This window comes from Aggregatilinea sp. (assembly GCF_036822615.1).
GTDB lineage: Bacteria > Chloroflexota > Anaerolineae > Aggregatilineales > Aggregatilineaceae > Aggregatilinea.
In genome coordinates, this window is the sequence record NZ_DAISHJ010000037.1 from 1 (window position 1) to 26,571 (window position 26,571).

At 61.6% G+C, this 26,571-nt stretch carries 23 protein-coding genes; 8 read left to right on the plus strand and 15 right to left on the minus strand.

The annotated features are described in order from the left end of the window. Positions 1-144 precede the first annotated feature (144 nt). The 8 genes from fusA to V7116_RS12565 form a co-directional block, all read right to left on the minus strand. A complete protein-coding gene (fusA, locus tag V7116_RS12530; RefSeq protein WP_324392270.1) occupies positions 145-2,244 on the minus strand; it encodes an elongation factor G in 2,100 nt (699 codons plus the stop codon). A gap of 27 nt (positions 2,245-2,271) precedes the next feature. Further along, positions 2,272-2,742: a 30S ribosomal protein S7 gene (gene rpsG / locus V7116_RS12535; RefSeq protein WP_324392271.1), complete on the minus strand. Its 471-nt coding sequence runs from the start codon at positions 2,740-2,742 to the stop codon at positions 2,272-2,274. An 18-nt stretch (positions 2,743-2,760) separates the two neighbouring features. Continuing rightward, entirely contained in the window at positions 2,761-3,195 is a 435-nt protein-coding gene (gene rpsL, locus V7116_RS12540) for a 30S ribosomal protein S12 (protein ID WP_324392272.1), read from the minus strand. A 275-nt stretch (positions 3,196-3,470) separates the two neighbouring features. After that, complete coding sequence (locus V7116_RS12545; protein WP_324392273.1) at positions 3,471-5,594, minus strand: ABC transporter permease subunit; 2,124 nt, start codon at positions 5,592-5,594, stop codon at positions 3,471-3,473. A gap of 9 nt (positions 5,595-5,603) precedes the next feature. Next, positions 5,604-6,362: a phosphonate ABC transporter ATP-binding protein gene (gene phnC / locus V7116_RS12550; protein ID WP_324392274.1), complete on the minus strand. Its 759-nt coding sequence runs from the start codon at positions 6,360-6,362 to the stop codon at positions 5,604-5,606. 82 nt (positions 6,363-6,444) lie between these two features. Next, positions 6,445-7,479, minus strand: coding sequence for a phosphate/phosphite/phosphonate ABC transporter substrate-binding protein (locus V7116_RS12555; protein ID WP_324392275.1), 1,035 nt, complete (start codon positions 7,477-7,479; stop codon positions 6,445-6,447). Between the two features lie 172 nt (positions 7,480-7,651). After that, complete coding sequence (locus V7116_RS12560) at positions 7,652-8,383, minus strand: hypothetical protein (RefSeq protein ID WP_324392276.1); 732 nt, start codon at positions 8,381-8,383, stop codon at positions 7,652-7,654. A 199-nt stretch (positions 8,384-8,582) separates the two neighbouring features. Further along, entirely contained in the window at positions 8,583-8,747 is a 165-nt protein-coding gene (locus tag V7116_RS12565) for a DUF1328 family protein (protein WP_324392277.1), read from the minus strand. Between the two features lie 532 nt (positions 8,748-9,279). On the opposite strand from V7116_RS12565, the gene V7116_RS12570 reads away from it, so the two are divergent. Both V7116_RS12570 and pckA read left to right on the plus strand, forming a co-directional pair. Then, positions 9,280-10,491, plus strand: a complete 1,212-nt coding sequence (locus V7116_RS12570; RefSeq protein ID WP_324392278.1) for a pyridoxal phosphate-dependent aminotransferase — start codon at positions 9,280-9,282, stop codon at positions 10,489-10,491. A gap of 2 nt (positions 10,492-10,493) precedes the next feature. Next, positions 10,494-12,158: a phosphoenolpyruvate carboxykinase (ATP) gene (gene pckA, locus V7116_RS12575; protein WP_324392279.1), complete on the plus strand. Its 1,665-nt coding sequence runs from the start codon at positions 10,494-10,496 to the stop codon at positions 12,156-12,158. Between the two features lie 130 nt (positions 12,159-12,288). Here pckA and V7116_RS12580 read toward each other — a convergent pair whose 3' ends face one another. From V7116_RS12580 to V7116_RS12595, 4 genes are all read right to left on the minus strand, one after another. Beyond that, positions 12,289-13,326: a sugar kinase gene (locus tag V7116_RS12580; protein ID WP_324392280.1), complete on the minus strand. Its 1,038-nt coding sequence runs from the start codon at positions 13,324-13,326 to the stop codon at positions 12,289-12,291. 87 nt (positions 13,327-13,413) lie between these two features. After that, on the minus strand, positions 13,414-14,397 hold the full coding sequence (locus V7116_RS12585; protein WP_324392281.1) for a 2-hydroxyacid dehydrogenase: 984 nt from the start codon (positions 14,395-14,397) through the stop codon (positions 13,414-13,416). 80 nt (positions 14,398-14,477) lie between these two features. Beyond that, complete coding sequence (gene nagA, locus V7116_RS12590; protein ID WP_324392282.1) at positions 14,478-15,629, minus strand: N-acetylglucosamine-6-phosphate deacetylase; 1,152 nt, start codon at positions 15,627-15,629, stop codon at positions 14,478-14,480. A 109-nt stretch (positions 15,630-15,738) separates the two neighbouring features. After that, positions 15,739-16,401 carry an HAD family hydrolase gene (locus tag V7116_RS12595; RefSeq protein ID WP_324392283.1) on the minus strand — a complete coding sequence of 221 codons (663 nt, stop codon included), beginning with the start codon at positions 16,399-16,401 and terminating at the stop codon, positions 15,739-15,741. Between the two features lie 218 nt (positions 16,402-16,619). Here V7116_RS12595 and V7116_RS12600 point away from each other — a divergent pair, with 218 nt between their 5' ends. From V7116_RS12600 to V7116_RS12625, 6 genes are all read left to right on the plus strand, one after another. Then, positions 16,620-17,261, plus strand: a complete 642-nt coding sequence (locus tag V7116_RS12600; protein ID WP_324392284.1) for a transaldolase family protein — start codon at positions 16,620-16,622, stop codon at positions 17,259-17,261. A 286-nt stretch (positions 17,262-17,547) separates the two neighbouring features. Beyond that, positions 17,548-18,870, plus strand: a complete 1,323-nt coding sequence (locus V7116_RS12605) for an ABC transporter substrate-binding protein (RefSeq protein WP_324392285.1) — start codon at positions 17,548-17,550, stop codon at positions 18,868-18,870. A 182-nt stretch (positions 18,871-19,052) separates the two neighbouring features. Continuing rightward, positions 19,053-19,985 (plus strand): carbohydrate ABC transporter permease, encoded by a 933-nt coding sequence (locus V7116_RS12610; protein ID WP_324392286.1) that lies wholly within the window; start codon positions 19,053-19,055, stop codon positions 19,983-19,985. 4 nt (positions 19,986-19,989) lie between these two features. Further along, on the plus strand, positions 19,990-20,850 hold the full coding sequence (locus V7116_RS12615; protein WP_324392287.1) for a carbohydrate ABC transporter permease: 861 nt from the start codon (positions 19,990-19,992) through the stop codon (positions 20,848-20,850). A gap of 11 nt (positions 20,851-20,861) precedes the next feature. Further along, positions 20,862-22,238 (plus strand): family 4 glycosyl hydrolase, encoded by a 1,377-nt coding sequence (locus V7116_RS12620; RefSeq protein ID WP_324392288.1) that lies wholly within the window; start codon positions 20,862-20,864, stop codon positions 22,236-22,238. Continuing rightward, positions 22,238-23,164 carry a carbohydrate kinase family protein gene (locus V7116_RS12625; protein WP_324392289.1) on the plus strand — a complete coding sequence of 309 codons (927 nt, stop codon included), beginning with the start codon at positions 22,238-22,240 and terminating at the stop codon, positions 23,162-23,164. Before V7116_RS12620 ends, V7116_RS12625 begins: the two co-directional genes overlap by 1 nt. Positions 23,165-23,238: 74 nt before the next feature. Here the strand turns inward: V7116_RS12625 and V7116_RS12630 are convergent, their stop codons facing one another. The 3 genes from V7116_RS12630 to V7116_RS12640 form a co-directional block, all read right to left on the minus strand. Next, positions 23,239-23,814, minus strand: coding sequence for a DNA polymerase ligase N-terminal domain-containing protein (locus V7116_RS12630; RefSeq protein WP_324392290.1), 576 nt, complete (start codon positions 23,812-23,814; stop codon positions 23,239-23,241). A gap of 22 nt (positions 23,815-23,836) precedes the next feature. Then, the gene (locus tag V7116_RS12635; RefSeq protein WP_324392291.1) at positions 23,837-25,264 is read right to left on the minus strand and encodes a mercuric reductase; all 1,428 of its coding nucleotides are present in this window, start codon (positions 25,262-25,264) and stop codon (positions 23,837-23,839) included. 61 nt (positions 25,265-25,325) lie between these two features. Next, positions 25,326-26,561 (minus strand): NAD(P)/FAD-dependent oxidoreductase, encoded by a 1,236-nt coding sequence (locus V7116_RS12640; RefSeq protein ID WP_324392292.1) that lies wholly within the window; start codon positions 26,559-26,561, stop codon positions 25,326-25,328. Positions 26,562-26,571 lie beyond the last annotated feature (10 nt).

Genomic DNA, 26,571 nt, shown 5'->3' on the forward strand with positions numbered 1-26,571 from the left:
AATCGTCCCCACATTCACATGGGGCTTCGTCCGCTCAAACTTCCCCTTCGCCATGACTGCTCACTACCTTTCTTGCTCTAAATTGTGCGTACGCACTCTTGTTTGTGTTGGACAAGCTGCCGAGTTATCCGGCGGAAAAGCGGCTTAGCGACCGCTCTTCAACACGCCTTCGACGATATACTCCGGCGCAGGTTCGTACTTATGGAATTCCATCGTGAAGCTGCCACGACCCTGCGTCATGTTGCGGACCTCGGTCGTATAGCCAAACATTTCGGCCAGAGGGGCCTCCGCGTGAACCGCCGACACCCCATCGCTGCGCGTGTCGATGCCGGTGATGTTCGAGCGGCGGGACGACAGGTCGCCCACGATGGTGCCCGCGAACTCTTCCGGCACAACCACTTCGATGCGCATGAACGGCTCCAGCAGCACCGGATGCCCGTGCTGCACGCCATCTTTCAGCGCCATCGAGCCAGCGATCTTGAACGCCATATCCGAGGAGTCCACTTCGTGATACGAGCCATCGACCAGCCGCACCTTCACCCCAACCACGGGGTATCCGGCAAGCACACCGCTCTGGGCGGCTTCGCGCACACCTTGCTCGATCGAGCGAATGTATTCCTTGGGAATTGCACCGCCGACAACCCCGTTCTCGAATACGACTTCTTCTTCGGAATCAGCGGGCAGCGGTTCAAGCTCGACGATGGCATGGCCGTACTGACCGCTACCACCGGACTGGCGCACAAAACGCCCTTCGCCGCGCACGGAGCTGGTAATCGTCTCGCGGTAAGACACCCGCGGACGGCCCACCCGCGCATCGACCTTAAACTCGCGGAACAGACGGTCCACCAGTACTTCCAGGTGAAGCTCGCCCATACCGGAGATCAGCGTCTGGCCGGTCTGCTCGTCGGAGCGTACGACAAAAGTCGGGTCTTCCTCGGCCAGCTTCGACAGTGCTTCGCCCATCTTGTCCTGGTCGGCCTTGGTCTTCGGCTCAATTGCGACCGAGATCACCGGAGTCGGGAACTTGATGGCTTCCAGCACAACCGGATGCGTATCATCCGCCAGCGTATCGCCAGTGAAGGTGTCCTTCAGCGCGAGGGTTGCGGCGATGTCGCCTGCATGGACCTCGGTCACGTCTTCGCGGCGGTCCGCAAACATACGGACGACACGCCCAACGCGCTCGCGACGGTCCTTGGTGGTGTTAATCACCGACGACCCGGCCACAATCACACCCGAATAGACGCGGAAGAACGCCAACCGCCCCACAAACGGATCGGTCACGATCTTGAATACCAACGCCGCCAACGGTTCGTCGTCCGAGGCGTGACGCACTTCTTCTTCGTCAGTCTTCGGATTGATACCGTGAATGGGGGGCACATCGAGCGGGGAAGGCAGCAGGTCGACAACGGCATCGAGCAAAAGCTGAACGCCCTTGTTCTTCAGCGCCGAGCCAAGCAGCACCGGCTGGACCTGACCCAAAACCGTCGCGGCACGGAGAGCCTTAATCAGCTCTTCCTGAGAAATTTCTTCCTCGTTCAGATACCGCTCGGTCAGCGCTTCGTCCGTCTCAACGATCTTTTCGATCATCGAAGCGCGTGCCAGTTCGGCTTCTTCCTGGATATCCGCCGGGATGGGCTTACGCTCAATGGCAGTCCCCAGGTCGTCACCGTAAACAACCAGTTCCATCTTCATCAGATCAACGATGCCGCCAAAGGCGGAACCCTGACCGTAAGGAATCTGGATCGGCACGGGATTCGCATTCAGCCGATCGACGATCATGCTCACCGCGCGCTCAAAGTCAGCGCCGACGCGGTCCATTTTGTTAACGAAGCAGATGCGAGGCACGTGGTAGTCGTTTGCCTGCCGCCAGACCGTTTCGGACTGCGGCTCAACGCCCGCCACACCATCGAACACCACGACACCGCCGTCAAGTACGCGCAAACTGCGCTGTACTTCAGCCGTAAAATCCACATGGCCGGGCGTATCGATCAGGTTGATCTGGCAGCCACGCCACGCGGCGGTGACTGCCGCCGACGTAATCGTGATTCCCCGCTCTTTTTCCTGCTCCATGTAGTCGGTGGTCGCCGCACCGTCATGCACCTCGCCCATACGATGGATGAGCCCGGCATAGTACAACACACGCTCGGTGGTCGTCGTTTTGCCAGCGTCGATGTGGGCAATGATGCCGATATTCCGGACCTTTTCCAGGTCCAGGGCGGTTCCGGTGATGACTTTTTTGGCCATGAGAGACTTAGACTAGGTCCTTCAGCTTTACCAACGATAGTGTGCGAACGCCCGGTTGGCTTCCGCCATACGGTGCGTGTCTTCTTTCTTCTTAATCGCCGAGCCCTGGTTGTTGGCGGCGTCCATGAATTCCGCAGCCAGCTTTTCGGCCATGCTGCGGCCACCGCGAGCGCGCGACGCCGCGAGCAGCCAGCGCATCGCCAGCGAGTTCGCACGGTCAGCACCCACTTCGACGGGGACCTGATAGGTCGAGCCGCCGACGCGGCGAGGCTTCACTTCGAGCATGGGGGTTGCATTACGCAGCGCCGTCTCGAAGACTTCAATCGGATCGCGCTTGGCCCGCTCTTGAACGAGCTCGAGCGCATCGTACACAACGCGCAGCGCAGTGCTCTTCTTGCCACCGAACATCATCCGGTTGACAAACATGGTGATGTGAACGTTGTTGTACTTGACATCCGGCTCAACAGGACGTTGAGAGGGAGTATATCTTCTGGGCATTCTATGTCTCCCGCAGATTTACTTCTTCGACTTCGACTTCGAGGCCTTCTTCGCGCCGTACTTGCTGCGCGCCTGCCCACGGTTCTTCACGCCATCCGCATCGAGCGTGCCGCGCACGATGTGATAACGCACACCAGGCAGGTCCTTCACACGGCCACCGCGCACCAGCACGACGCTGTGCTCCTGCAGCCCGTGGCCTTCGCCCGGGATGTAGGCAGTGACTTCGATACCATTCGTCAGACGCACACGAGCGACCTTACGAAGAGCCGAGTTCGGCTTCTTGGGGGTCATCGTCTTCACCTGCGTGCACACGCCGCGCTTCTGGGGGGCACCCTTCGCCTGGCGCGTACGCTGCTGGGAATACGAGTTGAACGTGTACTGAAGCGCGGGGGACTTACTCTTCTTGCGCTTCGGCTGGCGACTGTTTCTAACAAGTTGGTTGATTGTCGGCATCCATTTGCCTCCATACTTAAGCCAGAGTTCGGTAAAACACTTCAAAGGTTCCTGGCAAAACAACGGGCGTCAAACCGCCCGCTTTTTTCCAGAACGAGAGGCCATCTAAACTCCGGCACACTTGATGGCCCCACGGTCGATACCCAAGTTCGGCAGCTATTGCCCTGTGGACAGGGTTAGCCCCGCATGTCGCGTGCTTTAAGGAAGCTGATATTAGCAGTTCAAGGTAGGACTGTCAAGGCTCAGTACCCCTGCACCACAGTGTACACCAGCCCTTACACGTACCGCTCGCGGATCGCCGCGCTGGCATAGTCCAGCACCGACACGACGACCGCGATCGCCAGCACCGCAACACCCGCCTGCTGGTAGCGCAGCAGGTTGATCTGCTGCTGGAGCAGGAAACCGATACCACCGCCGCCGACGAAACCGATGATGGTGGACATACGCACGTTGATGTCCCAGCGATACATCGTAAACGCGATATACGGCGGGATGATCTGCGGCACGACGCCGTACACGATCGTCTGCAAGCGGTTCGCGCCCGTCGCCTGGACCGCTTCGATCGGTCCGGACTCGATGCTCTCCACCTGCTCCGAGTACAGCTTGCCCAGCGAGGCGATGGAGTGCAGCGTCAGCGCCAGCACGCCCGCGAATGGCCCTACCCCGACCCAGATCACGAACACGATACCCATGATCAGCGGCTCGATGGAGCGCAGCGCGTTGAGGATGGTGCGCGACGCGTTGTAGACCGTCATGCCGAGCGGGAACGACATATTCGTTCCGGCCAGACCCCCCGCCACTGCACCCAGCACGCCGCCGATGATCGCAGCTTCGCCGAGATAGATGCGAACGCCCAGGCCCAGAATGTCCCACTCGCGCTCTGACGGCGGGCGACCATCGACGATCGCGCGCAGCAGATCGAGGACCTGAGCGGTTACCAGAAAGGCCACCACTGCACCGATGAAGAACAGCAGCGTCCGTGACGCATCGTCACCACGCGTATCTTCGTGACGCGCCTGACGTTTGCCGTTTTGCGTCTGGAACAGGCGCTGGTACGCCAGCACTGCCACTTCGCCGCCCAACAGCGCCGCCACCAGCGCATTCAACAGGCTCAGCAAAACCGCCTGCCCGCCAACATACGCTGTCGCCGCCATCAGCAGCGCGCCTGAGATCAGGCCGAAGATCGCCCCAAGAATGTTGCTCAGCGGTTCCCGAACGTGGCGCAGCAGGTCCGCAGACCAGTTCGCCCCCGCCGATCCCAGCAGCGCCGCGCCGCCAAGCGCCGCAATGCCACGGATCGTAAGGTCAACCAGTTTGCCCAACGTACCAACGAAGTTGCCCAGATATTCCGCGAGGCCGCTGTCGAGCTGTTTACCCAGCCAGATGAACACGCCGCCAAGCGCGCCCAGCACGAAGACCCCCGCGGTCAGCATCAAGATGTTGAGGATCAATCCGCGCACGCGGCGACCCCACACGCTTTCCGCCAGGGGAGCGATGCCGTTAATGAACCGCAGCGCAGCGATCAGAGCGGCAAGCGCCACCGCCGAAGCCAGAATGCCCTGGAGCGGTTTTTCGCCCCAATCGACACCCAGGCTGCCTAATCGTCCCAGCAGAATCCAGCCCAGCACCGCGCCAACCGGCAGCAGCATGAAGCCGACCAGCACCGTACCGAGTGGCACGCCAATTTCGCGCATGAGGTTGCGCGCCGAAAGGAAGCTGAGCACCACCGAGATCGGCACGGCCAGCGTGGTCGCCATCAGCGCCAGGAAGATCGTCTCGATCATCTTGTCGCCAACGGTCCGGGCGGTTTCACTGAAGCGCGGCAGACCCGAAGGTGACACGGTTTGGAACTCGACCTGATGCGTTTCGCCAGACAGGCCGCGCGCGCGGGGCACTTTCACCTGTACTTTAAAGTAGCCAGTGTTATCGACATCAAAGATCGATTCCTGTGTATTTTTCCCGCTGGCGTCAATGATCTGAAACGGCTGCGCCTGTCCGGTGTCGCGGTTGAGGCGGATCCCGGCGATGGCGTTCTCCGGGAAGTTGTAGCCTTCCACCGTGATTACGTCATCGGGATCGGCGCAAACGGGCGTCACAATCACGTAGGCGCCGCCTTCCAGATCCACGTGCCCGCGCTGCTGCTCTTCTTCCGGGCAGCCGATGAAGAAGGCCATAAAGAAGGACTTCGCCTCGCGATCGCGGGTGAACAGATCGGGGTTAAACAGTTCGCGCAGCGCACGCTGCACGTTGCCGGTGCGGGTAGGGTCCTGCACCTCGTCGAGACTGATATCGGTAGTCGTCCAGCCGTACGCATACACTACGACGCCGACGACGACCGCCAGCACAATAAGCAGGGTCCGCAGTGCGGTCCGGCTCGATGGGGGCTTAGAATGATCCACGCTGCGCTCCTATGAAATCTCGACGCGCACCGCGTCTTCGCCGTAAATATCACGGAACCGTTGATCGTCAATCTCATCAGGATCGCCGTCGAATTCGATCCTGCCGTCTTTCAACGCAATGATGCGGTCACCATAGGCACGCGCCAAACTGAGGAAGTGCAGGCTGCATAGAATGGTGATGCCGTCCTCGTGATTTAACCGTTCCAGGTACTTCATGACCGAATGCGACGTCGCCGGGTCCAGGCTGGCGACCGGCTCGTCCGCGAGCATCAGCTCCGGTTCCTGCATCAGCGCCCGTGCAATGCCGACGCGCTGCTGCTGACCGCCGCTGAGCTGGTCGGCACGGATCGATGCCTTGTCCGCGATACCCACGCGGGCCAGCTTCTCCAACGCCTTTTGATGATCCTCGCGTGAGAAGTGATTCACAAAACTCCACAGCGGGCTGGTATACCCTAGCCGTCCGGACAGCACGTTCGTCAGCACGGACGAGCGCTTGACCAGATTAAAGTGCTGGAAAATCATGCCGATGCGGCGACGAATCTGACGCAGTTCCTCGTCGGTCGCCTCCGTGATATCGTTCCCATCCCAGTAGATATGCCCCTCGGTAGGTTCGATCAGGCGGTTGATGCAGCGCAACAGTGTGGACTTTCCCGACCCGCTGAGGCCAATAATCACCAGAAACTGGCCGTCTGGCACTTCAAAACTGACATCTTTGAGTGCAACAACCCCATTGTCATAAACTTTTGTGAGGTGTTCGATCTTTAGCATCCAGCTCTCCCCAAGTGACAAATCGGGCAGAGGAGTGTCGCCCCTCTGCCCGCTGGTACTTCATTGTGCCGCTGTTCGCAGCTTACCCGCCGAGAATATCCTCGTCGGACTGGCCGAGGATCTCGATCTGCTGGCGAACCGGATCATACGCCGAGTCGTCGATCGGCTCCAGGCCGCTCCACGCATAGAAGTCCTCGCTGCCGATGGACTGGTTCCATTCTTCCGTGCCAGAGAACGCGATGAGCGCGTCCATGATCTGCTGGCGCAGATCCGCCGGGAACTCAGGGCCAAAGCTCAGGGTGTCGTTGGGGATGGGGGCGCTCAGGCGCAGAATCTTAACCTGCTCAATCACATCCGGGGCGGTGTCACGCACGTTGGCGCGCGCATCCATGATGCGGATGTCGCCGATGTACAGGTTGCCATCGTCACCGATGTACGACTCGTCCACGGTCAGATCGTACGGCTCAGCCAGATCGCCCGACTGCCAGGAAGCATACCCTTCGGGCATGAGCGCCGGGCTGAAGAACACCGTACCGAAATCAACTTCGCCGTTATAGACGGCCAGAACGGTCTGGTTGTGGCCACCGGTCTGCACTTCGTCGCCGGGCTCGATGCCAGCCGCGGCCATTTCCACGGACGGCACGATGTAGCCGGAGGTCGAGCCGGGGTCGCCATAACCCCAGGTCTTGCCCGCCAGATCGCCGTAGGTGTAGATGTCGCTGTCGCGGCGCACGATGTATTCCGCCCAGTAGACGGGCCAGCCAAAGCGCACAGCCGCCGCGCCGACTTCCACACCGCAGCGCTGGTTGGCGATGACGTAACCAGCCGCGGGGATGAAGCCCATCGAGCTGTCCGGAGCGGCGCACATGGCTTCAACGGTGGCTGCGTAGGAGGTCGGAACATAAACTTCAAAGTTCAGGCCAGTGGCCTCTTGAAGTGCGGCAGCCATCACTTCGCCGCCAGAAACAATAACGGACGCTTCGGTCGAGGGCACAAAGTAAACCTGGATCGGATTATCTTCGCTGCCCAAATCCCCCTGGGCCGACGTCATCGGCGCTGAAATCAGGGCCGACAGCGCGAGGACCGCCGCCAACAAAACCGGCAAGACCTTCTTCATTGAGATGCTCTCCTTGAAGACTAAAAAGGTACGCCAACCGGATGCAACCAGGGCCAGATGCCCCATTTAACCTTGAGTGTAACAGACCGTGGGTCAGGCGCAAGCCAAGAACTATATAAGATATTACTCGCGCTGTATGGCATTTTAACGAACGCTCAACGCGCCAGACGGCTTACGTCGCGTGCAGCCGCGCATAGCGCTCCCACAGCGTGCCGAACGTCTGCTCCAGGCGCTGCTCGAAAACTTCACCGAGCGTCGTGGTCACGTCGTCGCCATTCGGGAAAACGGCATAGGGCACGTCGATGCCGTTGATCGTGATCGTCTCCGGGCTGCCCGCCGAGACCTGCTCCCAATCGACTTCCTTATACAGGCGCGTCAGCTTCTCGTCGGAAAGGCCGTGCTCAAGGATGCTGTCGGGCTTGTCAGGATTGAAGCGGCGGCGGTTTTTACGCAGCGATTCTTCGTAGGGGACGTCTATATAAAAGATCGCGGCCTGTCGCAGAATGGCTTCGCTGAGATGCGCGTAGGCTTTGCGGTAGCCGCCGTGCTCCGTCCCGCGCGAAAACTCGATCAGCGTAGTATAGCTCCCTACGTCGGGATCGTCGCGGACCAGCTTGGCATAATCCAGGTCCATGCGCTCGATGAGCAGGTGCCACAGGTCCTCATTTAAGAAGTAGCCGTCCGGCGTGGTGTAAAGGCGAGGACGCCCAAACTTCTGTTCGAGCAGCGCATCTTCCTCGAACCATATCCACAGCATCGGGAAGTCATCAATCTCGTGAAGCTGGCCGACATGGTACCGTTCGCGGCGCGTATCACCCGGCAAAGCGCGCAGGTAAGCCAAAAGTTCACTTTTGCCTGCGGCGGGACGGCCATTCAAGATGATCACGGGGAAAATTCCGGTCATGAGCATTCACCAGGGGTAGGCAGTTTAAGAATCCAATTTTCATTATATCAGAGATGAAGCCTCCTCCAAGGGATCCGGGCACACAAGCGAACGGGGCATCCAGAAGGATGCCCCGTTCGCTCGGTTCATTACCATGTGTGGACCCGCTACCAACTCATCGCTTATCCCATCGCGCCCACATAAACTTCATCGCTTCCCGTTAGGTTACGATACGACGGCCAAACAGCAGGGCGACCACGAACAGAACCAGGAACACGAAGAACAGGATCTGCGCGATAGAAGCCGCCGCGCCCGCAATACCACCGAAACCGAAAATCGCTGCAATGATCGCAATCACCAAAAAAGCCAGCGCCCAACTCAACATCTTACGTTCTCCCTTCGTATTCGTCACACAGTTATCACAATTCGGCTTACACCGTCATTCACTGATTTAGAGCTTCAGTTCCCTCATCAGCTTACGTCTATAATTTAAAGGAAAAAGCGGCTCCCTACATGAGATGATCGGGGGAAATCAAAGTAGGCCGCGTGTCGGTAGTTTGCATAGGCCACATGGTCAGCCGGGCAGATACAAGACGATTTGCGCTTTGTGTCACAAATCTGATTGTCACTAATCCACATACCTTTAGGGCATCCAGGTGCACTAAAATGGACGAAACTTTGGATTGGACGCCGTTCACACCACAACCCACATCACTCCCCCACGGCAGGCCAACCGAAAGCGGTGACCACAGGTTGACCTCCTGACGACTCCACCAGGGTGAGAATCTTCCGCGTGCATTTGTGTTATAAAGTATGAGTCCATGCGCTGTTTTCGTGCGCCATGGTCCTGAACACGCGGAGTAGAAAATAGATTCTCTAGCCTGGTAGCCGGTCATATCAAGGAGGAACCTGCGCCCATGAAGCTTAGTCAGATGGCCCGGTCCATCGCACCCTCGCCTACGCTGCGCCTGAACGAGCAGGCGCGCCTGCTCCGCGAACGCGGCGAGCCGGTCATCCATCTTGGAGTGGGCGAACCGAAGAACAAAGCACCGCGCGCCGCCATCGAACGCGCTTCCGCATTACTTGAAGGTGGCTATGTGAAGTATGGCCCCACTGCGGGCCAGCCCGCGCTAAGAGAAGCCATCGCCGGGTATACGGAAACGTTCTACGGACGTCGGATTGCCCCTGAAAATACGATCGTTTCGGCCAGCGCCAAACAGTCCATTTACAACGCGCTGGTATCCGTCGTCAATCCGGGCGACGAGGTGATCATCCTGGCTCCCTACTGGGTGAGCTATCCGGAAATGGTTCGGCTGGTGTACGGCGTGCCGGTGATCGTGCCTCTGCGCGACGCCGCTTTCGAGCCACAGATCGCGGCGGTTGAAGCAGCAGTAAGCGACGCGACCCGCGCGATCATCGTCAACAGCCCGAACAACCCGTCGGGAGCCGTCTACTCCAGTGCGTTCGTCGCCGCGCTGGTCGATCTGGCAGAGCGTCACGACCTCTACCTGATCATGGACGATATCTACCACCAGTTAGTGTTCGATGGCAGCGAGGCCCCATCCGCGTACCGCTTCACGCAGCGGGACGTAGACGACAGCACGATTATCGTCATCAATGGGATCTCGAAGTCGTATGGCATGACCGGGTTCCGCATTGGCTGGGCCGTCGCCGCGCGGCAGGTGGTCGAGGTGATGACCGCCATCCAGGGGCAGATCATCACCTGCCCATCGCCGCTGACGCAGGCCGCCGCCGAAGGGGCGCTCACCGGCTCGCAGGAGATCGTGGAAGACCTGCGCCGCACGATGCAGGCGAACCGCGACGCGATGCTGGACGAGCTGCATGCCATTCCCGGTGTACGGGTCACCAGACCCGCGGGCACCTTTTACTGCCTGCCGGATTTCAGCGCCTACAATCCCAGCTCGGAGGCGCTGTCCGACATGCTGCTGCACAAAGCACTGGTCGTCACAGTCCCCGGCAAGGCATTCGGCGCTGAAGGTCATCTGCGCCTGAGCTTTTCCGGCAACCGGGAGGACCTGATCGAAGGTATTCGCCGCATCAAGTGGGCGCTCGATCCATCAGGACCAAACGAAATTTACATCGGAGATCATAAAATAGTGAGGGATTAGCAATGACAGATCTGCTGCACAGCACCTCCCCGGCGCGCAACCAGGCGGGTTCTTTCAAGAGTGCTTACGGGCTGGACAATTATGGCCTGACTAACCTCAAGGCGGAATATTGGAATCTTCCCACTGAGGTCCTCTACGAAGAGATCATCGCCCGGCGTGAAGGCATGATCAGCCACCTGGGTCCTATCGTTCTCAATTCGGGCAAGCATACTGCGCGCTCCGCCCAGGATAAGTACATCGTGCGCGAGCCAAGCACTGAAGACAAAATCTGGTGGGGCGACACCAACCGCCCGATCAGCCCCGAGACATTCGACACGCTGTATAACCGTATCCAGGGCTACGTCCAGGGCCGGGATCTGTTTGTGCAGGACTGTTTTGTAGGGGCCGACCCGGACTACCGTCTGCCGGTGCGCGTCATCAGCGAATATGCGTGGCACAGTCTGTTCGCGCGCAACATGTTCCTGCTGCCGGAAGGCGAAGCCGCCTATCGCAGCCACGTGCCGGGATTCACCGTGATCGCCGTGCCTGGTTTTGCGCCTGAAGCGCAGCTCGACGGGCTGCGGTCCAGCACGTTCATCGTCCTCAACTTCGAGAAGCGCATGTGCATCATCGGAGACACCGCCTACAGCGGCGAGATCAAAAAATCGGTGTTCACACTGATGAACTTCCTGCTGCCGCTGCAAAACGTCATGACGATGCACTGTTCGGCCAACATCGGGGAAAAGGGCGACACGGCGCTGTTCTTCGGCCTCAGCGGGACAGGCAAAACCACGCTGTCCGCCGATCCGTCGCGCGGACTCATCGGAGACGACGAACACGGCTGGAGCGATAACGGTGTCTTCAACTTCGAGGGCGGCTGCTATGCCAAAGTGATCCGGCTGTCGGCCACGGCGGAACCGGAGATCTACGCGGCGACGCGGCGCTTCGGCACGATTCTGGAAAACGTAGGGTACGATCCGGTGACACGCCGCGTCGACCTGAACGACGCCTCGATCACCGAAAATACGCGGGCCTCGTACCCGTTGGACTACATCGCCAACGCCGTCGAAGACAAGCGCGGCGGCCACCCGCAGAACATCGTGCTGCTGACCTGCGACGCCCAGGGGGTGCTGCCACCCCTCGCGCGGCTGTCCACCAACCAGGCGCTCTATCACTTCATCTCCGGCTACACGTCGAAGGTCGCCGGAACCGAAGTCGGGCTGGGCAAAGAGCCGCAGATCACGTTTAGCACCTGCTTCGGCGCGCCGTTCATGGTGCACCACCCCAGCACCTACGCCGCACTGCTCAAAGACAAGATGGAGCGCTATGGCGCGACGTGCTGGCTGCTCAACACGGGCTGGATCGGCGGGCCGTTCGGCGTCGGACGGCGCATCAGCATCCAGTACACGCGCGCGCTGCTGAATGCCGCACTCAATGGGCAGTTGGATGGCGTCGAGTACTACCACGACCCGGTCTTCGGCTTCGAAGTGCCCAGGTGGTGCCCCGGCGTGCCGGAGGAGATCCTCTACCCTGCGCAGGCATGGTCTAGCGAGGAAGCGTACTGGCAGAAATACCGCGAGCTGGCAGCACGCTTTACCAAAAACTTCGCCAAGTTCGCGGATGGCTGCCCGCCGGAAGTCTGCGCCGCCGGGCCGGTCGTGGAAGAAAGCGCCGCTTCTGGGGCGTAGAATACGCAATCCTATACTGATCGCATCCCGTAGGGGCGTATTGCAATACGCCCCTACCAAAACCGCACCATCCCGCAGAATCAAAAACGCCAGGGCGATCCTGGCGTTTTTGTGTATGCCAAAGTACCGCTTAGCGCGAGACGCGCCCGGACGCATCGCCACCCATCAGCTTTTCGACCTCGTCCACCGTCACGAGATTGAAGTCCCCGAAGATCGAGTGCTTGAGGCACGACGCGGCGATGGCGAATTCGAGCGCCTTCTGCCGGTCCTCGCCGTAGGCGCGCAGGCCGTAGATCAGGCCGCCCATGAACGAGTCACCGCCGCCCACACGGTCCACGATGTGCGTGATGTCATACTGGCGGCCCGTATGGAATGCGCCCGCGTGCCACAGCACCGCCGACCACGTGTTATGGCTGGCCGAGACGGAGCCGCGCAGCGTGATCGCGACCGTCTTCAGCGCCGGGAAGCGCTCGTGCAGCGATTCGCACACGAAACGGTACTTGTCCGCCTCGACCTTGCCCGCCGTCACGTCCGTTTCGGGCGCCTGGATGCCGAACACTTTCTCCGCGTCTTCCTCGTTGCCGATCGCCACGTCGCAGTACTGCACCAGTTCCGGCATGACCTCGCTGGCGGCGCGGCCCCACTTCCACAGCTTCTTGCGGTAGTTCAGGTCGCACGAGACGGTCAGCCCGGCATCCTTCGCCGCGCGGATCGCTTCCGCCGTCACCGCCGCCGTGCCCTCGCTGATCGCGGGCGTGATACCGGTCCAGTGGAACCAGTCCGCGCCCTCGAAGACGCGCGCCCAGTCGATCGTGCCCGGCTCGATAGTCGCAATCGACGATCCGGCCCGGTCGTAAACGACCTTGCTGCCGCGCTGCATCGATCCGTGTTCCAGGAAGTAGATCCCGATGCGCTCGCCGCCGCGCGCGATGTGCGCCGTACCGACGCCGTACCCGCGCAGCGACTGGATCGCCGCGTCGCCCAGATCGTTCTTGGGCAGGCGCGTGACAAAATCGACCGGTGTGCCATAGTTCGCCAGCGACACGGCCACGTTCGCCTCGCCGCCGCCGTAGGACACGTCGAACATGTTGGTCTGCGCGAACCGCAGATGATCGGGCGGTGACAGGCGCATCATGATCTCGCCAAAGGTGATCACTTTTTTAGGCATAAAAAACACAGTCTCCTTAGCGCAAATCGAAAATTGAAACGTCCGGCGATGATCGACCAGTCACGCCGCGCCCTGAGGGCGGTAAATTCACTTTATTGAAATGTCGCCATCGTACACACCGGGATTCACGCAGGTCGGCAGGCGATCGCCGCGCAGCCCGGCCAGCAGATTTTCAGCCGCCATGCGCGCCATTTTGCCGCGCGTGGCATGGCTGGCGCTGCCCAGGTGCGGGATGATCAGGCAGTTATCCAGCCCCAGCAGCGGATCGTCCATCGGGATCGGCTCAGGATCGGTCACGTCGAGCGCGGCGTACGCGATCGTGCCATTCGCCAGCGCATCGTAGAGCGCCTTCGAGTCCACCACGGCCCCGCGCGCCGTGTTGATCAGGATCGCGGTCGGCTTCATCAGCGCCAGCTCGCGCGCGCCGATCAGTCCTCGCGTCTGCGGCGTCAATGGACAATGCAGGCTGATGAAATCCGACTGGCGCAGCAGATCGTCCAGCGTCACCGGCTCCGCCTCGAAGTCCAGATCCCTGCCGCCGCCGTGATACAGCACGCGCATGTCGAAGCCGCGTCCGCGCCGCGCCATCGCCTGCCCGATGCGCCCCATGCCGACGATACCCAGCGTCGCGCCGTGCACGTCCTGCCCAAGCAGCGTCATCGGTCCCCAGGTCTTCCACGCGCCTGACTGCACGTACGCCGCGCCTTCCACGATACGGCGCGCAGCAGCCATCAACAGCGCGAAAGCGAGATCGGCGGTGGTGTCGGTCAGCACGCCAGGCGTGTTGCCAACGGGGATACCGCGCCGCGTGGCTTCGGGCACGTCGATGTTGTCGTAGCCGACCGCGTAGTTGCCGACCACCTTCAGCGCGGGAGCCGCGTCAAAGAATGCCGCATCCACGCGATCCGAGAGCATGGTCAGCACGCCCGCCGCATCCGCGACCTCGCGCAGCAGCACGTCACGCGCGGGCGGCAGCGATCCTTCCCACACGCGCACCTCGCAGGTTTCGCGCAGCAGGGCCAGCCCCTCGTCGGGGATGCGGCGCGTCACGTACACGGTCGGTTTCGTCATGGCTGCGATTTCTCCTCACGAGCACAAACGTAGGGGCGTATTGCGATACGCCCCTACAAACGATCTGATTTAGCGACGCCCTAAATCCCCGCGCGGTGCACGACGGTGCCTTCCGCGACCGTCAGGCGCACGTTGATCGTCTCATCGACCAGCACGAGGTCGGCGTCTTTGCCGACCTCCAGGCTGCCCTTGCGATCGGCGACGTGAATCTGGCGCGCGGCGTTCAGGCTGCTGGTCGGCCACAGCACATCCAGCGATTCACCGGTCGCCTGCATCAAGTTGTACAGCGCAAGGTCCAGCGACAAAATGCTGCCCGCCAGCGTGCCATCCGGCAGACGCACCGCGCCGTCCTTCACGTAGACGATGCGCTCGTCGATCGGATATTCGCCTTCCGGCATACCCGCGCCGCGCATCGCGTCTGTAATCAGCACCAGCCCGTCCGGGCCTTTCGCCTTGTACAGAATCCGCATCGAGGCGGGGTGCACGTGGATGTTGTCCGCGATCAGTTCCGCGTGAATCTCCGGCAGGGCCATCACTGCGCCCAGCGTGCCCGGCTCGCGGTGGTGCAGCCCGGTCATGGCATTGTAACTGTGCGTGGCGTGGGTCAGGCCGCGCGCCACCGCCGCAACCATCTGATCGTACGTTGCCGCCGTGTGCGCCGCCGAGACGGTGATCCCGCGCCGGGCGCATTCTTCGATCAGCCAGCCGTTTTCCTCGAATTCCGGTGCGAGCGCAACCAGCCGGATCGCGCCCATATCCAGATACGCGGTCGCCTCGTCGCGCGGCGCGGTGCGGATGTGCACCGTGCTCTGCGCGCCGCAGCGGATCGGGTTCAGGTACGGGCCTTCGAGGTACGCGCCGAGCAGCGTCGCGCCGTCCGGCTGGCGCCCCTGCACTTCGAGGATCACTTCCAGCGCGGCGGTAATGCGCGCGTCGGAGTCGGTCCAGGTGGTCGCGGTGAAGGCCGTCACACCGTGCTGTGCGTAGAGCCGCGCCATCGTGCGCAGCGCGTCCGGCGTGGCATCCATCGCTTCCGCGCCGCCGCCGCCGTGCACGTGAATATCCACGAAGCCGGGCAGCAGGACCAAACCCTGCGCGTCAATCGACTCATGATCGGGAAACGCTGGCGGATCGCCCGCGCCCATCGCCGCGATTCGCGTCCCATCGGCCAGCAGCCAGCCCTTCGGCAGCCGTCCGGTCGGCGTCATCACCTGCGCGTTATAAATAAGCATCGTTCGCTCACCTTAGCTGAGAAATAGTCCCTGGACGCCCTCAAGCGTCCGCTGTTTTTATGATACTCCGCCGGGCAGCGCAGGCCAACGTATTTGGCGCACGCGTCGCTCAGAGCGGCAGCGCTTGCAGCAGATCCTCGAATGGCACGTCGGCCATCGAGACGATCTCACGGTCCGCGTGCGACAGATCCATCAGCCGCGTCACCGTGTTCGGCACAGCGACGCAGTACAGCCCGGCGCGTTTGGCCGCCAGAATCCCGCTGGCCGAATCTTCGAACGCAATGGCTTCTTCCGCGCGCAGATCCAGCCCATCCAGTGCGGAAAGGTAGAGCGCCGGGTCGGGCTTGATGATGTCGACATCTTCCCGGCAGCGCACGCAGTCGAACGTATCGTACAGGCCGAGCCGCTTCAGGTGCGCATCGACCCATGTATGCGTCGAGCTGGACGCGACGGCCAGCTTCAGTCCCAGGCGGCGTGCTTCGCGCAGATAGTCTTCGACGCCGGGCAGCGCCTGCTGTGTGGCGATGATCTCCAGGCGGCGCTGGTGCACGGCAGCCTGCACGCCCTCACGGTCGTCGAGAGCGTGGCCGAGCACAGTTTCCAGGTAGGAACAGGTGTCGAACGTCTCGGCGGAATTGCCCACGCACTTCATCCACTCGGTCATCGGCAATTCCGCGCCGTACCGGTCGTAAACCTCACACCACGCCTGATAATCGGGCATTTCGGTATCGATCACCAGCCCGTCAAAGTCGAAGATCACGCCACGAATCATGGGCCTGCATCCTTGTACGCTCTTATATGTAGAATTTAGTGGGCCAAACGGCAGCGCCCCCCATTATACCCGATCCCGGTCGTCGTCCGGTCGATACTCCGTCCCTGTCATACGTCGCGCAACAAACGCGGCAGAAATCGGCAATATAGGGCATAATCTCGGCGCGGCCCCCGGCGATTGGGGGCCGGTAATCGAAGGGGCAATTACGAGGGCAAGCGATGGCAATCTATCTCAACTCCGCCTTCCCTGAGCACGCGCGCCGCGCCCAGGAATTAGCGTTCGTAGAAGGGGTGACCACCAACCCCAGTCTGATCGCCGAGACGGGACGGCCCGGCCTGGACGTGCTGGCCGAACTGCTGGAAACGTTCAACGGGCACGTGTTTTATCAGGTGACGGGCAGCACGGTCGAGCAGCGGCTCGATCAGGCCTGGGAAGCACACGAGATGCGCCCCGACAAAGTGGTGATCAAGATCCCTGCCACGACCGAAAACATGACCCTGGCCCACCGCCTGACCGACGCGGGCATTGAGATCTGTGTGACCGCCGTCTCTGCCCCCGCCCAGGCTTACATCGCGGCGCAGGTCAACGCGCAGTTCGTCGCACCCTACGTCAACCGCCTCACGCGCCAGATGGGTGACGGCCTGAGCGTCGTGCGGGACATCCGGCGCATCATCGAGGGAACGCAGACGGAAATTCTTGCGGCCAGCCTGAAAACGGTCGATGAAACCGTCGCGGCCCTGTTGGCAGGCGCGCACCACGTCACCGTGCCGCTCGATCTGATCCTGGCGATGGGCGAACACGAGTTTTCGCAGCTTGCCATCGACGAGTTCAACCGGGCCGCCAGCACCGCGCGCGGATAAGTCACCGGCGAGCGCAACAGAGGACAGTTATTTCGTACAAAAGTGACGACTGCCACCCTGCGAGATCGACCAGGATCTCTTATAATGAAATCCTAGAGGGACTTCGGTACCGGCTTGGTGGGGAAGCGGTCGAAAACGGTCCTGGTTTGTGGTCTTCATCGGGTGGATGTGCCTGGAAGCCGCCCGGCAGAAGCCAGAACCACGACATTGTTGTCGCACCTGACCAGGCCCGAGCACCAGTAATTTCTGCATAAAAACTTGTATCAAGCTATAAGGAGAAAAGGGAATGCACAGGACTACACGTCACGTTGCAGTTGTTTTAATTACCATCCTGATCCTCTCCGCTTTTGCTCTCCCCGTTTTTGCGCAAGGTGACGACAGCGGCGCGACCATCCAGGCACAGCCGTGCGACGCGCCGGGCGACCTGACCATGTGGGTCTGGGACGAAAACTGGGCCGCCATTATTGGCGACTCCATCGACCAATGGATCGCGGACTACTGCCCCGGCGCATCGGTCGATCTCCAGGTCCAGCCCTGGGGCCAGTACTGGGATCTGTTGAAGACCAGCGCGTCCGGTGGTGACATGCCCGATGTGTTCAACATGTCGCAGGACCGCTTCTTCTTCTATGCTGACAACGACGCCGTGCTCGATCTCCAGCCGTACTGGGACAAATATGGTGTGGACACGACGACGTGGGGCACGGGCCTGATCGATCCCTATCGCTGGGGCGAGAGCCAGGATCTGTATGCTGGCCCGGTGAACTGGGACACCATCGCCATCATGTACAACAAGGACATGTTCGACGCGGCAGGCGTTGAGTATCCGACCGCCGACTGGACCTGGGATGACTTCGCTGCGTCGGCTGAAGCCCTGGCCGATCCCGAAGCGGATCAGTACGGCGCGCTGGTTTACATGGAATACCAGGCCGGTTACCCGAACTGGATCGCCGCGACCGGCACGACCCCCGTCGTGAACGCCGATCGCACCGAATGCACGCTGGACGACGAAGGCAGCCTGGAAGCGTTGAACTTCCTGCGCGGCCTGCTCGATGACGGCGCGATGCCCACGGTTTCGACCGTTGGCGGGTCCTCGGCGGACGACGCGTTCGCGTTCTTCGCTGCCGGTAAGGTCGCCATGATCACCGCCGGATCGTGGAAACTGCCCGATGCCATCGACCAGCTCACCTTCAACTGGGACGTCGTGCAGCTCCCCAAGAACCCGACCACCGAACGCAGCCGCTCGATCCTGCACGCGGTTGGTTACGTGGCCTCCGCCCGCACCGAGAATCCCGATCTCGCCGCGAACCTGATCCTGTATCTGGTCAGCGACGAAGGCGCGAAGTTCTTCGCCGAGGGCAGCGGTGTCTCCCCGGCCAACCCGAACCCCGACCTGCAGCAGATCTGGATCGACAGCTTCGGCGACGCCGACGTGAATATCCAGGCTTACATCGACGCGATGCAGGATTCCCAGGGTGTCACGGTCTTCGACGAGATCTGGGACGCCATGAACAGCGAATTGGTTGTCCAGATCTTCGACCTGGGCGTGCCGGTGGAAGACGCCGTCGCTGATACATGCGCGTTCATCGATACGCAACTCCAGGCGCAGTAAGTCATTTAACCGACACATGATAGAGGGTGATGCCCGCAGGCATCACCCTTCCTGTCTCAGCCTATGTCTGCACAAACGCATCCGGCACGCCACCTCTTACGCCCACAGATCACTGCGCCCATCCTCTGCCCTGTGAGCTTGCGCCGTCCTCCGCGAACGATGTCGAAAGCTGCATCATTACCATGCCGTCTGCCCTGTTACGATTTCTAGGCCCAACACCGTTCACCCGCCGCAAAGCACTCTGGGGAATCGCCCTGATAGCGCCCAACACGCTGGGGCTGTTCTTCTTTTTCGGCATTCCCGTCCTGATGGCCTTTGCGACCTCCCTGCAAGAGTGGAACGCCATCAAGCCCGCGAAGTTCATCGGGTTTGATAACTTCACCAGACTGGCCAGCGACCCCACATTCTGGAACGCCCTGGAGAACACCTTCAAGCTGCTGGGGATGACCGTCCCGGCGGAGATCGTGCTGGCGCTGCTGGTCGCAATCATGCTCAACCAGCCGCTTGCCGGGCGCAGCATCTTCCGTGCGGCCTATTTTTTACCCGTGGTGACCTCCACAGTGGCCGCGTCGGTGGTCTGGACCTGGATCTTCCAGCCGCGCTACGGGATCATCAACAGCTTTTTGAGCCTGTTCGGGGTGGGCGAAATCAAGTGGCTGACCGAGCCGAGCCTCGCCCTGATCCCGATCGCGGTCGTCGCCATCTGGCAGCGCGTCGGCTTCGACATGGTGTTATTCCTGGCCGGGCTGCAATCGATCCCCGGCGTGCTGTACGAGGCCGCGCTGATCGACGGCGCGACGAACTGGCAGCGCTTCCGCCACGTCACCCTGCCGATGCTTTCGCCGACCACCTTCCTGGTAACGGTGCTGGCCGTCGTCAACGCCTTCCAGATCTTCGATCAGGTCTACATCATGACGCTGCGCACCGTGCCGGGCGGCATCGGCGGCAGCGCGACGACCCTGACCTACTTCCTATACCGCCGCGCGTTCACCAATTCCGAGTTCGGATACGCCTCGGCAGTCGCGCTGGTCCTGTTCGTCATTATCCTCGCCGTCACCATCATCCAGCTTCGCGTCCAGCGCTACTGGGTCTACTACGAATCCGAGGAAGGCTAAGCGCATGGAAACGCAAGACTCCCAGCCCGTCTACCGGGAAATCTCCTGGCCGGTACGGGTGCTGATTTACGTCATCCTAACCGTGGGCGCGCTCGGCATGATCATGCCGTTCCTGTGGATGGCCTCGACCGCCTGCAAGCCGCCCACAGAGCTAAACCAGTTCCCGGTGCGCTGGATTCCGGAGCATCCGATCTGCATGCAGAACCTGAACGACCTGTACGATCTGTCGCCCAACTTCAACCGCTACTTCTTGAATTCGGCGCTGGTCACGCTGGGGCGCACCTTCGGGCAGCTCATTACCTGCTCGCTGGCGGCGTACGGCTTCGCGCGGTTCCCCTTCCCCGGCAGAAACATCGTCTTTGCGCTGTGCCTGGGCCTGCTGATGATCCCGTTCCAGGCGATTCTGATCCCCGAATACATCCTCATCCGCAATCTGGACTGGTACAATACGTTCTATGCGTTGATCATACCGGGGACGTTTAGCGCGTTCGCGTTGTTCTTGCTGCGGCAGGCATTCATGCAGATTCCGATCGAGATCGAAGAAGCAGCGATCATCGACGGCGCGAACCCGCTGCGCGTGCTGTGGCACGTCACGCTGCCGCTCTCCAAGCCCGCGCTGGCCGCCTTCGCGGTGATCACCGTGCAGGCCGCCTGGAACGATTTTCTGTACCCGCTGGTCGTCACCAATGCGCCCAGCACCCGGGTGATTACGATCGGCCTCAGCCTGCTGCAAGGCGAGCGCCGCACGCCCTGGAACCTGCTGATGATGGGCTCGTTCCTGGCGACCGTGCCTATGCTGGCGATGTTTGTGCTGCTTCAGCGCTACTTCATCGAGGGTGTCTCGATGAGCGGTGTAAAACGTTAGGAGCTAAAACGATGAAACTGACGGTAATCGGCGGCGGCAGCGTGCGCGCCCCGGAATTTGTGCGTGGGGCGCTGGCGTTCGCCGCCGACCTGACACTCGACGAACTCTGGCTGATGGACAACGACCCGGCGCGGCTGGACGCCATCGCGCCGTTGAGCGAAGAGATCGTGCGGCGGGCCGGATCCCCGTTCCGGCTGTGCCAGACCACGAATCTGGATGATGCCCTGCGCGACGCCGACATCATCGTGACCACGATCCGCGTCGGCACGGAACAGGGCCGCGTCTACGACGAGCGCATCGCGCTCAAGCGCAACGTGCTCGGCCAGGAAACGACCGGCGCGGGCGGCTTTGCGATGGCGATGCGCAACATCCCCGCCCTGATCGACATCATCAACCGCGCGCAGGTCCTCGCGCCGCGCGCCTGGATCTTCAACTTCACCAACCCGGCGGGCCTCGTCGCGCAGACGCTGCACGATGCGGGCTTTCGGCGCGTGGTCGGCATCTGCGACAGCGCCAACACCGCCCAATACGAAACCGCACGCTACCTGGGCGTGCCCGTGGACGCGGTCAAAACCGAGGTTTACGGTCTGAACCACCTGTCGTGGACGCGGCAGGCGCTGGTCAACGGGCGCAACGTGCTGCCCGAGCTGGTGCACGATGCGGGTTTCGTGAACAGCACGCACCTGCGCTTCTTCGACCGCACCCTGGTCGAACGGTTGGGCATGTTCCTCAACGAGTACCTGTTTTACTTCTACTACCGCGACGTGGCCGTTCAGCGCATCCAGGGCGAAGAACGCACGCGCGGCGAGGAAGTGCTGGCGCTCAATCACGAGCTGTTCGAGCAGCTTCGCGGCCTGCCTGCGCCCGAAGCGCTGCGCATTTACGACGCCTATAACCAGCGGCGCAGCGCCAGCTATATGGCCTACGCGGAAACCGACGAAACGCTGCGCGAAGAACGCTCCAATCCGACCGCCGACACCAAGCCGGTCCACAACCCGCACGAGGAAGTCGGCGGCTATGCGGGCGTCGCGCTGCGCGCAGGGCTGGCGATCACCAAAGATCGCCCGCTGCGCATCGGCCTGAACGTGCCCAACGGCACCGCGATCGCCGGGATGCGCCCGGACGACGTGGTGGAAGTCACCTGCGAGGTGGACGGTACGGGCATCCGCCCGGTCTATATCGGGGAAATTCCCGAAGGCCCCTATCTGCTGATGCGCGGCATCAAGCAGTACGAGCGGCTGGCGTCGCAAGCGATCCTGTCGCACGACCGGTCGCTGGCCGTCGAGGCGCTCGTCGCGCACCCGCTGATCGGCTCCTATCCGCTGGCCGAGGCGCTGCTGAAGGATTACTTCGAGGCGCACGCGCCCTATCTGGGTGACTGGCACTGATGCAAACCGATTTCGACATCTTTCTGCCCGGCGATTACTTCTTCGACCTGATTTACCGGGGTCTGCCGGAGTTTCCCGTCCTGGGGCGCGAGCTGTACGCCGAAGACGTGATCGCCACGGGCGGCGCGATGTACATCACCGCCGTGTCGCTGGCGCGGCTGGAAATGCATCCCGCCTGGGCCGCGACCTTCGGCAACGACTACTACAGCGAATACGTGCGCGCGCTGGCCGTCGAACAGGGTCTCGATATGTCCCTCGCCCGCGCGCTGGACCAGCCGTTCCGGCGCATCACGACCTCGATCCCGTACCAGGGCGAGCGCGCCTTCCTGACCTACGCCGATCCGCAGCCACCCGATCACCTCGATCACTGGCTGAGCGCAATGGAAAAGTGCACATTCAAGCACCTGCACCTCGGTGCGCTAATGCGTATGGAGATCCTCAAGCCGATGGTCGAGATCGCGCGGTCGCGCGGCGCGACGATCTCGATGGACTGTCAGGACGCGCCCAACCTGCAAAAAGCCTGCGAGTGGCGCAGTCTGCTCTCGCTGGTGGACGTGTTCCTGCCCAACGCCCGCGAAGCCCTGATCGTGTCCGGCACGAGCGCCGTAGACGCGGCGATTCAAACGCTGATGGATTGGACCAACGTTGTGGTGATCAAGGACGGGGCCAACGGCGCGTGGATCGGGACGCAGGGCGAGATCATGCACGCCCCGGCCATCGACGCGGGGGCCGTGGTCGATACGACCGGCGCGGGCGACTGCTTCAACGCGGGCTTCCTGCGCGGCTACGTGATCGAAAAAGCGCCGCTGAATGTCTGCGCGCGCTACGGCAACATCTGCGGTGGGCTGTCGGTGACGAAGGTCGGCGGCGCGACCGCCGCCCCCACGCTCGCCCAGCTTCGCGGCTGGTGTTCCAACGAAGCGTAACGGTTTCCCGATTTAAAACGTGTAGGGGCGTATGCAATCATACGCCCCCTATCTATTTCCGATGGTCTGGCGTTTCACTTCCCCGCCGCCACATCCTCCAGCGAACGCCCGGTCAGCGCAGAATTCGGCTCATCGGCCAGAATGTCGCTCTCGGCGCTCGCGTGCTCGTCCTTCTTTTTGATCAACAGCCAGTTCCCGTCGTCGCCTTTCCCAGTGCGAATCAGCGCGAAGATGCCGTGCAGCTTGTGCCCGTCCAGCGCGATCTCGATCTGGCCCTTCTCCCAGGTGTCTTGCATCGACTCCGGCTTCAAGTTGCGGTACGAGCCGGTATCCCAGACCAGCATCGTGCCGCCGCCATATTCGCCCTGTGGGATCGTGCCCTCGAAGTCGAGATACTCCAATGGGTGATCTTCGGTCTGCACGGCCAGCCGACGCTGGCGTGGATCGAGTGACGGCCCTTTCGGCACCGCCCACGACTTCAGTACGCCGTCTACTTCGAGCCGAAAATCGTAGTGCAGGCGGCTCGCGTCGTGCTTCTGCACTACGAACTGCGGCTGCTGTGCAGCGCTCTCCGCCCCTCCCGCCGGTTCCGTCGTGCGCTCAAAATCGCGCTTATCGCGGTAGGTCTTCAGCTTGTCGTCCAGAGACATGACGCCGCCTTTCTGTGAAGGGCTACCCAACAGCTTGCCGGGTCGCCGGAGCCACTCGTTCCACGTCGGACAGCTTCAGGAACAGGTTATTCACGGCTTCGGCCAGGGTCGGATGCGCAAAAATACCGTCTCGCAGGGCAGTATACGGCAGTTTACCCATCATAGCGACCTGTACCAGACTCATCAGCTCGCCGCCGTCCATGCCCAAAATTGTGAACCCAAGTATTTCCTGCGTCTCCGCATCGACCACGGCCTTCATCACGCCGCGCGTATTGCCCGTCTCGATGGCGCGCGCCACCCGGTTCATGGAAAGCGTCGCCACCTGGCAGCGGCAGTCCAACCGCGACGCATCCTGTTCAGACAGCCCGATCCGCGCCAGCTGCGGGTCCATGAACACCACGTAAGGAACCATACGCCCCTTGATGCTGGCCTGCCCGCCCTCAAGCAAGTTCGTGCGCAGCACGCGGTAGTCGTCGTACGAGATATGCGTAAACGCCGGGCCGCCTTTCACGTCACCGATCGCGTTAATCCCCGGCGCGCTCGTTTCCAGCCGGTCATTGACCCGGATATAGCCGTTATCATCCATCTTGACTCCGGCAGCGGGCAGATTCAAGGTATCGGTATTCGGCACACGACCGACCGCCAACAGCAGGTGAGAAGCGGTCACCGTGCGCTCGCCGTCCGGAGCCGAGATCACGGCGCGCAGCCCGTCGCCGTCCGGTTCGACGTGGGTCAGTTCGGCATTGAGCAGCACAGTGATCCCGTCATCGCGTAAAATCGCGGCGACTTCCTGCGCAATATCGGGGTCCTCGCGCGTCAACAACTGGTCGGAGTGCTGGACGAGCGTCACGTCACTGCCGAATCGCTGGAATATCTGCGCGAACTCGACGCCGATATAGCCGCCTCCGACGATCAGAAGATGGGGCGGCAGCGTCTCCAACTCCATCACGGTGGTATTGTCCAGGTAGTTCACGCGGTCCAACCCGGCAATGGGCGGCACGCGCGACCGCGAACCGGTATCGAGCACGATCACATCCGCCGTGATCTGGCGGGTTCCGCCTTCGTGCAGGCGCACGTCGAGCGTTTTCGGGCCGCTGAAGGATGCCTCGCCGCGAATCAGTTCCAGATTGCGCGCGTTTTCGATCTGGCTGAGACTGCCGTCGCGGAAGCGATCTACAATTTGCTGCTTGCGCGCGCGAATCGCGACCATATCCACCGACACCGGCCCGGTATGCACGCCATATTCCCCACTGTGACGCACGGTGTGCACCACGTCGGCATTCCCGACGAGCGTTTTGGTAGGCGTACAGCCCGTATTCACGCACGTGCCGCCCACCGCGGCACGCTCCACCAGGGCAGTCGTACGCCCCGCGCGCGCGAAGGCCAGGGCCAACGGCGTGCCCCCCTGTCCCGATCCAATAATCACCGCATCAAAGCGTTCAAGTGCCATCGTGCCGGTTGTCCTTTCAAGCAGACCCGCGAAACACGAGCCGAGTAATCCTTGTCCCCCGTTAAAGCCGGGGCTGAGTCACCTTTCCGAGCGCTATATGCGCATCAGCCAACAGATCGGGATCGACCGTCTGGTGCATGCGAATCCATTCCGGAGCCAGATCACGCTCCTCGTCGGGCCGGTCCATCACAAACGCGGCATCGACCGTCCAACCGTTCAGCCACCACACGCTGAACTGGCCGCTGTCCAGATCGCCGCGATACACCACCTGATCGGCATCCGCCGTATCGCCCCAAAACTCCCACGACAGGTCGAACACGTCGGAGAAGAAGTACGGCAGGTGCATATACTCGCCGTGCGAGCCGTGCATCATCTGGGCGGCGTGCTTGCCCTGCTGCACCGCGTTATCCCAGTGCTCGATGCGGCGGTATTTCTGGTACAGCACGTCGTAATACGTCGCCACATCGCCCGCCGCGTAAATGCCGGGCAAATTCGTCTCCAGGTACTTATTCACCACGATGCCGCCGTCCTGCATATGCAGGTCGGTATCACGAAACAGCTCCGTCGCCGGGGTTACGCCAACCCCCGCGACGACCAGATCTGCGTCCAGCGTATTACCCGAACGAGTTACGACGCGCTGCACGCGCCCGCTGCCTTTGAAAGCTTTCGCTCGCTGGCTGGGAACCAGCTTCACACCGCGATCGGTGAAGTAGGACTCAAAAAACCCCGACATCTCCGGCGTAAACAGCCGGGGAAGCAGGCGGTCGCTGTCGTACACGACCGTAACGTCCAGACCACGCCCCGCCAGCGACGCCGCGACTTCCATGCCGATATAGCCGCCGCCAACGATCACCACGCGGCGCGCATCCTCCGCGTCCGCCAGAATCGCATCGGCGTCGGCGTTCGAGCGCAGATAGTGCACGCCCGGCAGATCGCTGCCCGGCACGTCCAGCGTGCGGACCCGGGAGCCGGTCGCAATCAGAAGCTGGTCGAACTCGATGTTGCGCCCATCCTGGTCATACAGGCGGCGACTGCCGAAATCCACCACTCGAATGCGCGTCTTCAGCCGGACGTCTACCCCGTGCTCAGCGTAAAAAGCCTCGGGATTAATCAGGATATCTTCACGCGATTTTTTGCCCGCCATATACCCCTTCGACAAGGGGGGCCGATCATATGGCAGCCGTTCGTCCGCCGAGACGATGCACAGCGCATCGGGATCTATACACTGCTCGATAAATTCCTGGGCGGCGTAACCTGCCGCTACGCCGCCGCCCAAAATTACATACGGAATCGCCATCGTTCCCCCT

Coding starts and splice junctions, on each gene's coding strand:
- V7116_RS12555 (WP_324392275.1), bottom strand. CDS start 7,479: ATGAAGAAGGTCTTGCCGGTTTTGTTGGCGGCGGTCCTCGCGCTGTCG.
- V7116_RS12570 (WP_324392278.1), top strand. CDS start 9,280: ATGAAGCTTAGTCAGATGGCCCGGTCCATCGCACCCTCGCCTACGCTG.
- nagA (WP_324392282.1), bottom strand. CDS start 15,629: ATGCTTATTTATAACGCGCAGGTGATGACGCCGACCGGACGGCTGCCG.
- pckA (WP_324392279.1), top strand. CDS start 10,494: ATGACAGATCTGCTGCACAGCACCTCCCCGGCGCGCAACCAGGCGGGT.
- fusA (WP_324392270.1), bottom strand. CDS start 2,244: ATGGCCAAAAAAGTCATCACCGGAACCGCCCTGGACCTGGAAAAGGTC.
- V7116_RS12615 (WP_324392287.1), top strand. CDS start 19,990: ATGGAAACGCAAGACTCCCAGCCCGTCTACCGGGAAATCTCCTGGCCG.
- V7116_RS12625 (WP_324392289.1), top strand. CDS start 22,238: ATGCAAACCGATTTCGACATCTTTCTGCCCGGCGATTACTTCTTCGAC.
- V7116_RS12620 (WP_324392288.1), top strand. CDS start 20,862: ATGAAACTGACGGTAATCGGCGGCGGCAGCGTGCGCGCCCCGGAATTT.
- V7116_RS12600 (WP_324392284.1), top strand. CDS start 16,620: ATGGCAATCTATCTCAACTCCGCCTTCCCTGAGCACGCGCGCCGCGCC.
- V7116_RS12630 (WP_324392290.1), bottom strand. CDS start 23,814: ATGTCTCTGGACGACAAGCTGAAGACCTACCGCGATAAGCGCGATTTT.
- V7116_RS12610 (WP_324392286.1), top strand. CDS start 19,053: ATGCCGTCTGCCCTGTTACGATTTCTAGGCCCAACACCGTTCACCCGC.
- rpsL (WP_324392272.1), bottom strand. CDS start 3,195: ATGCCGACAATCAACCAACTTGTTAGAAACAGTCGCCAGCCGAAGCGC.
- V7116_RS12580 (WP_324392280.1), bottom strand. CDS start 13,326: ATGCCTAAAAAAGTGATCACCTTTGGCGAGATCATGATGCGCCTGTCA.
- V7116_RS12560 (WP_324392276.1), bottom strand. CDS start 8,383: ATGACCGGAATTTTCCCCGTGATCATCTTGAATGGCCGTCCCGCCGCA.
- phnC (WP_324392274.1), bottom strand. CDS start 6,362: ATGCTAAAGATCGAACACCTCACAAAAGTTTATGACAATGGGGTTGTT.
- V7116_RS12640 (WP_324392292.1), bottom strand. CDS start 26,561: ATGGCGATTCCGTATGTAATTTTGGGCGGCGGCGTAGCGGCAGGTTAC.
- V7116_RS12605 (WP_324392285.1), top strand. CDS start 17,548: ATGCACAGGACTACACGTCACGTTGCAGTTGTTTTAATTACCATCCTG.
- V7116_RS12635 (WP_324392291.1), bottom strand. CDS start 25,264: ATGGCACTTGAACGCTTTGATGCGGTGATTATTGGATCGGGACAGGGG.
- V7116_RS12565 (WP_324392277.1), bottom strand. CDS start 8,747: ATGTTGAGTTGGGCGCTGGCTTTTTTGGTGATTGCGATCATTGCAGCG.
- rpsG (WP_324392271.1), bottom strand. CDS start 2,742: ATGCCCAGAAGATATACTCCCTCTCAACGTCCTGTTGAGCCGGATGTC.
- V7116_RS12595 (WP_324392283.1), bottom strand. CDS start 16,401: ATGATTCGTGGCGTGATCTTCGACTTTGACGGGCTGGTGATCGATACC.
- V7116_RS12585 (WP_324392281.1), bottom strand. CDS start 14,397: ATGACGAAACCGACCGTGTACGTGACGCGCCGCATCCCCGACGAGGGG.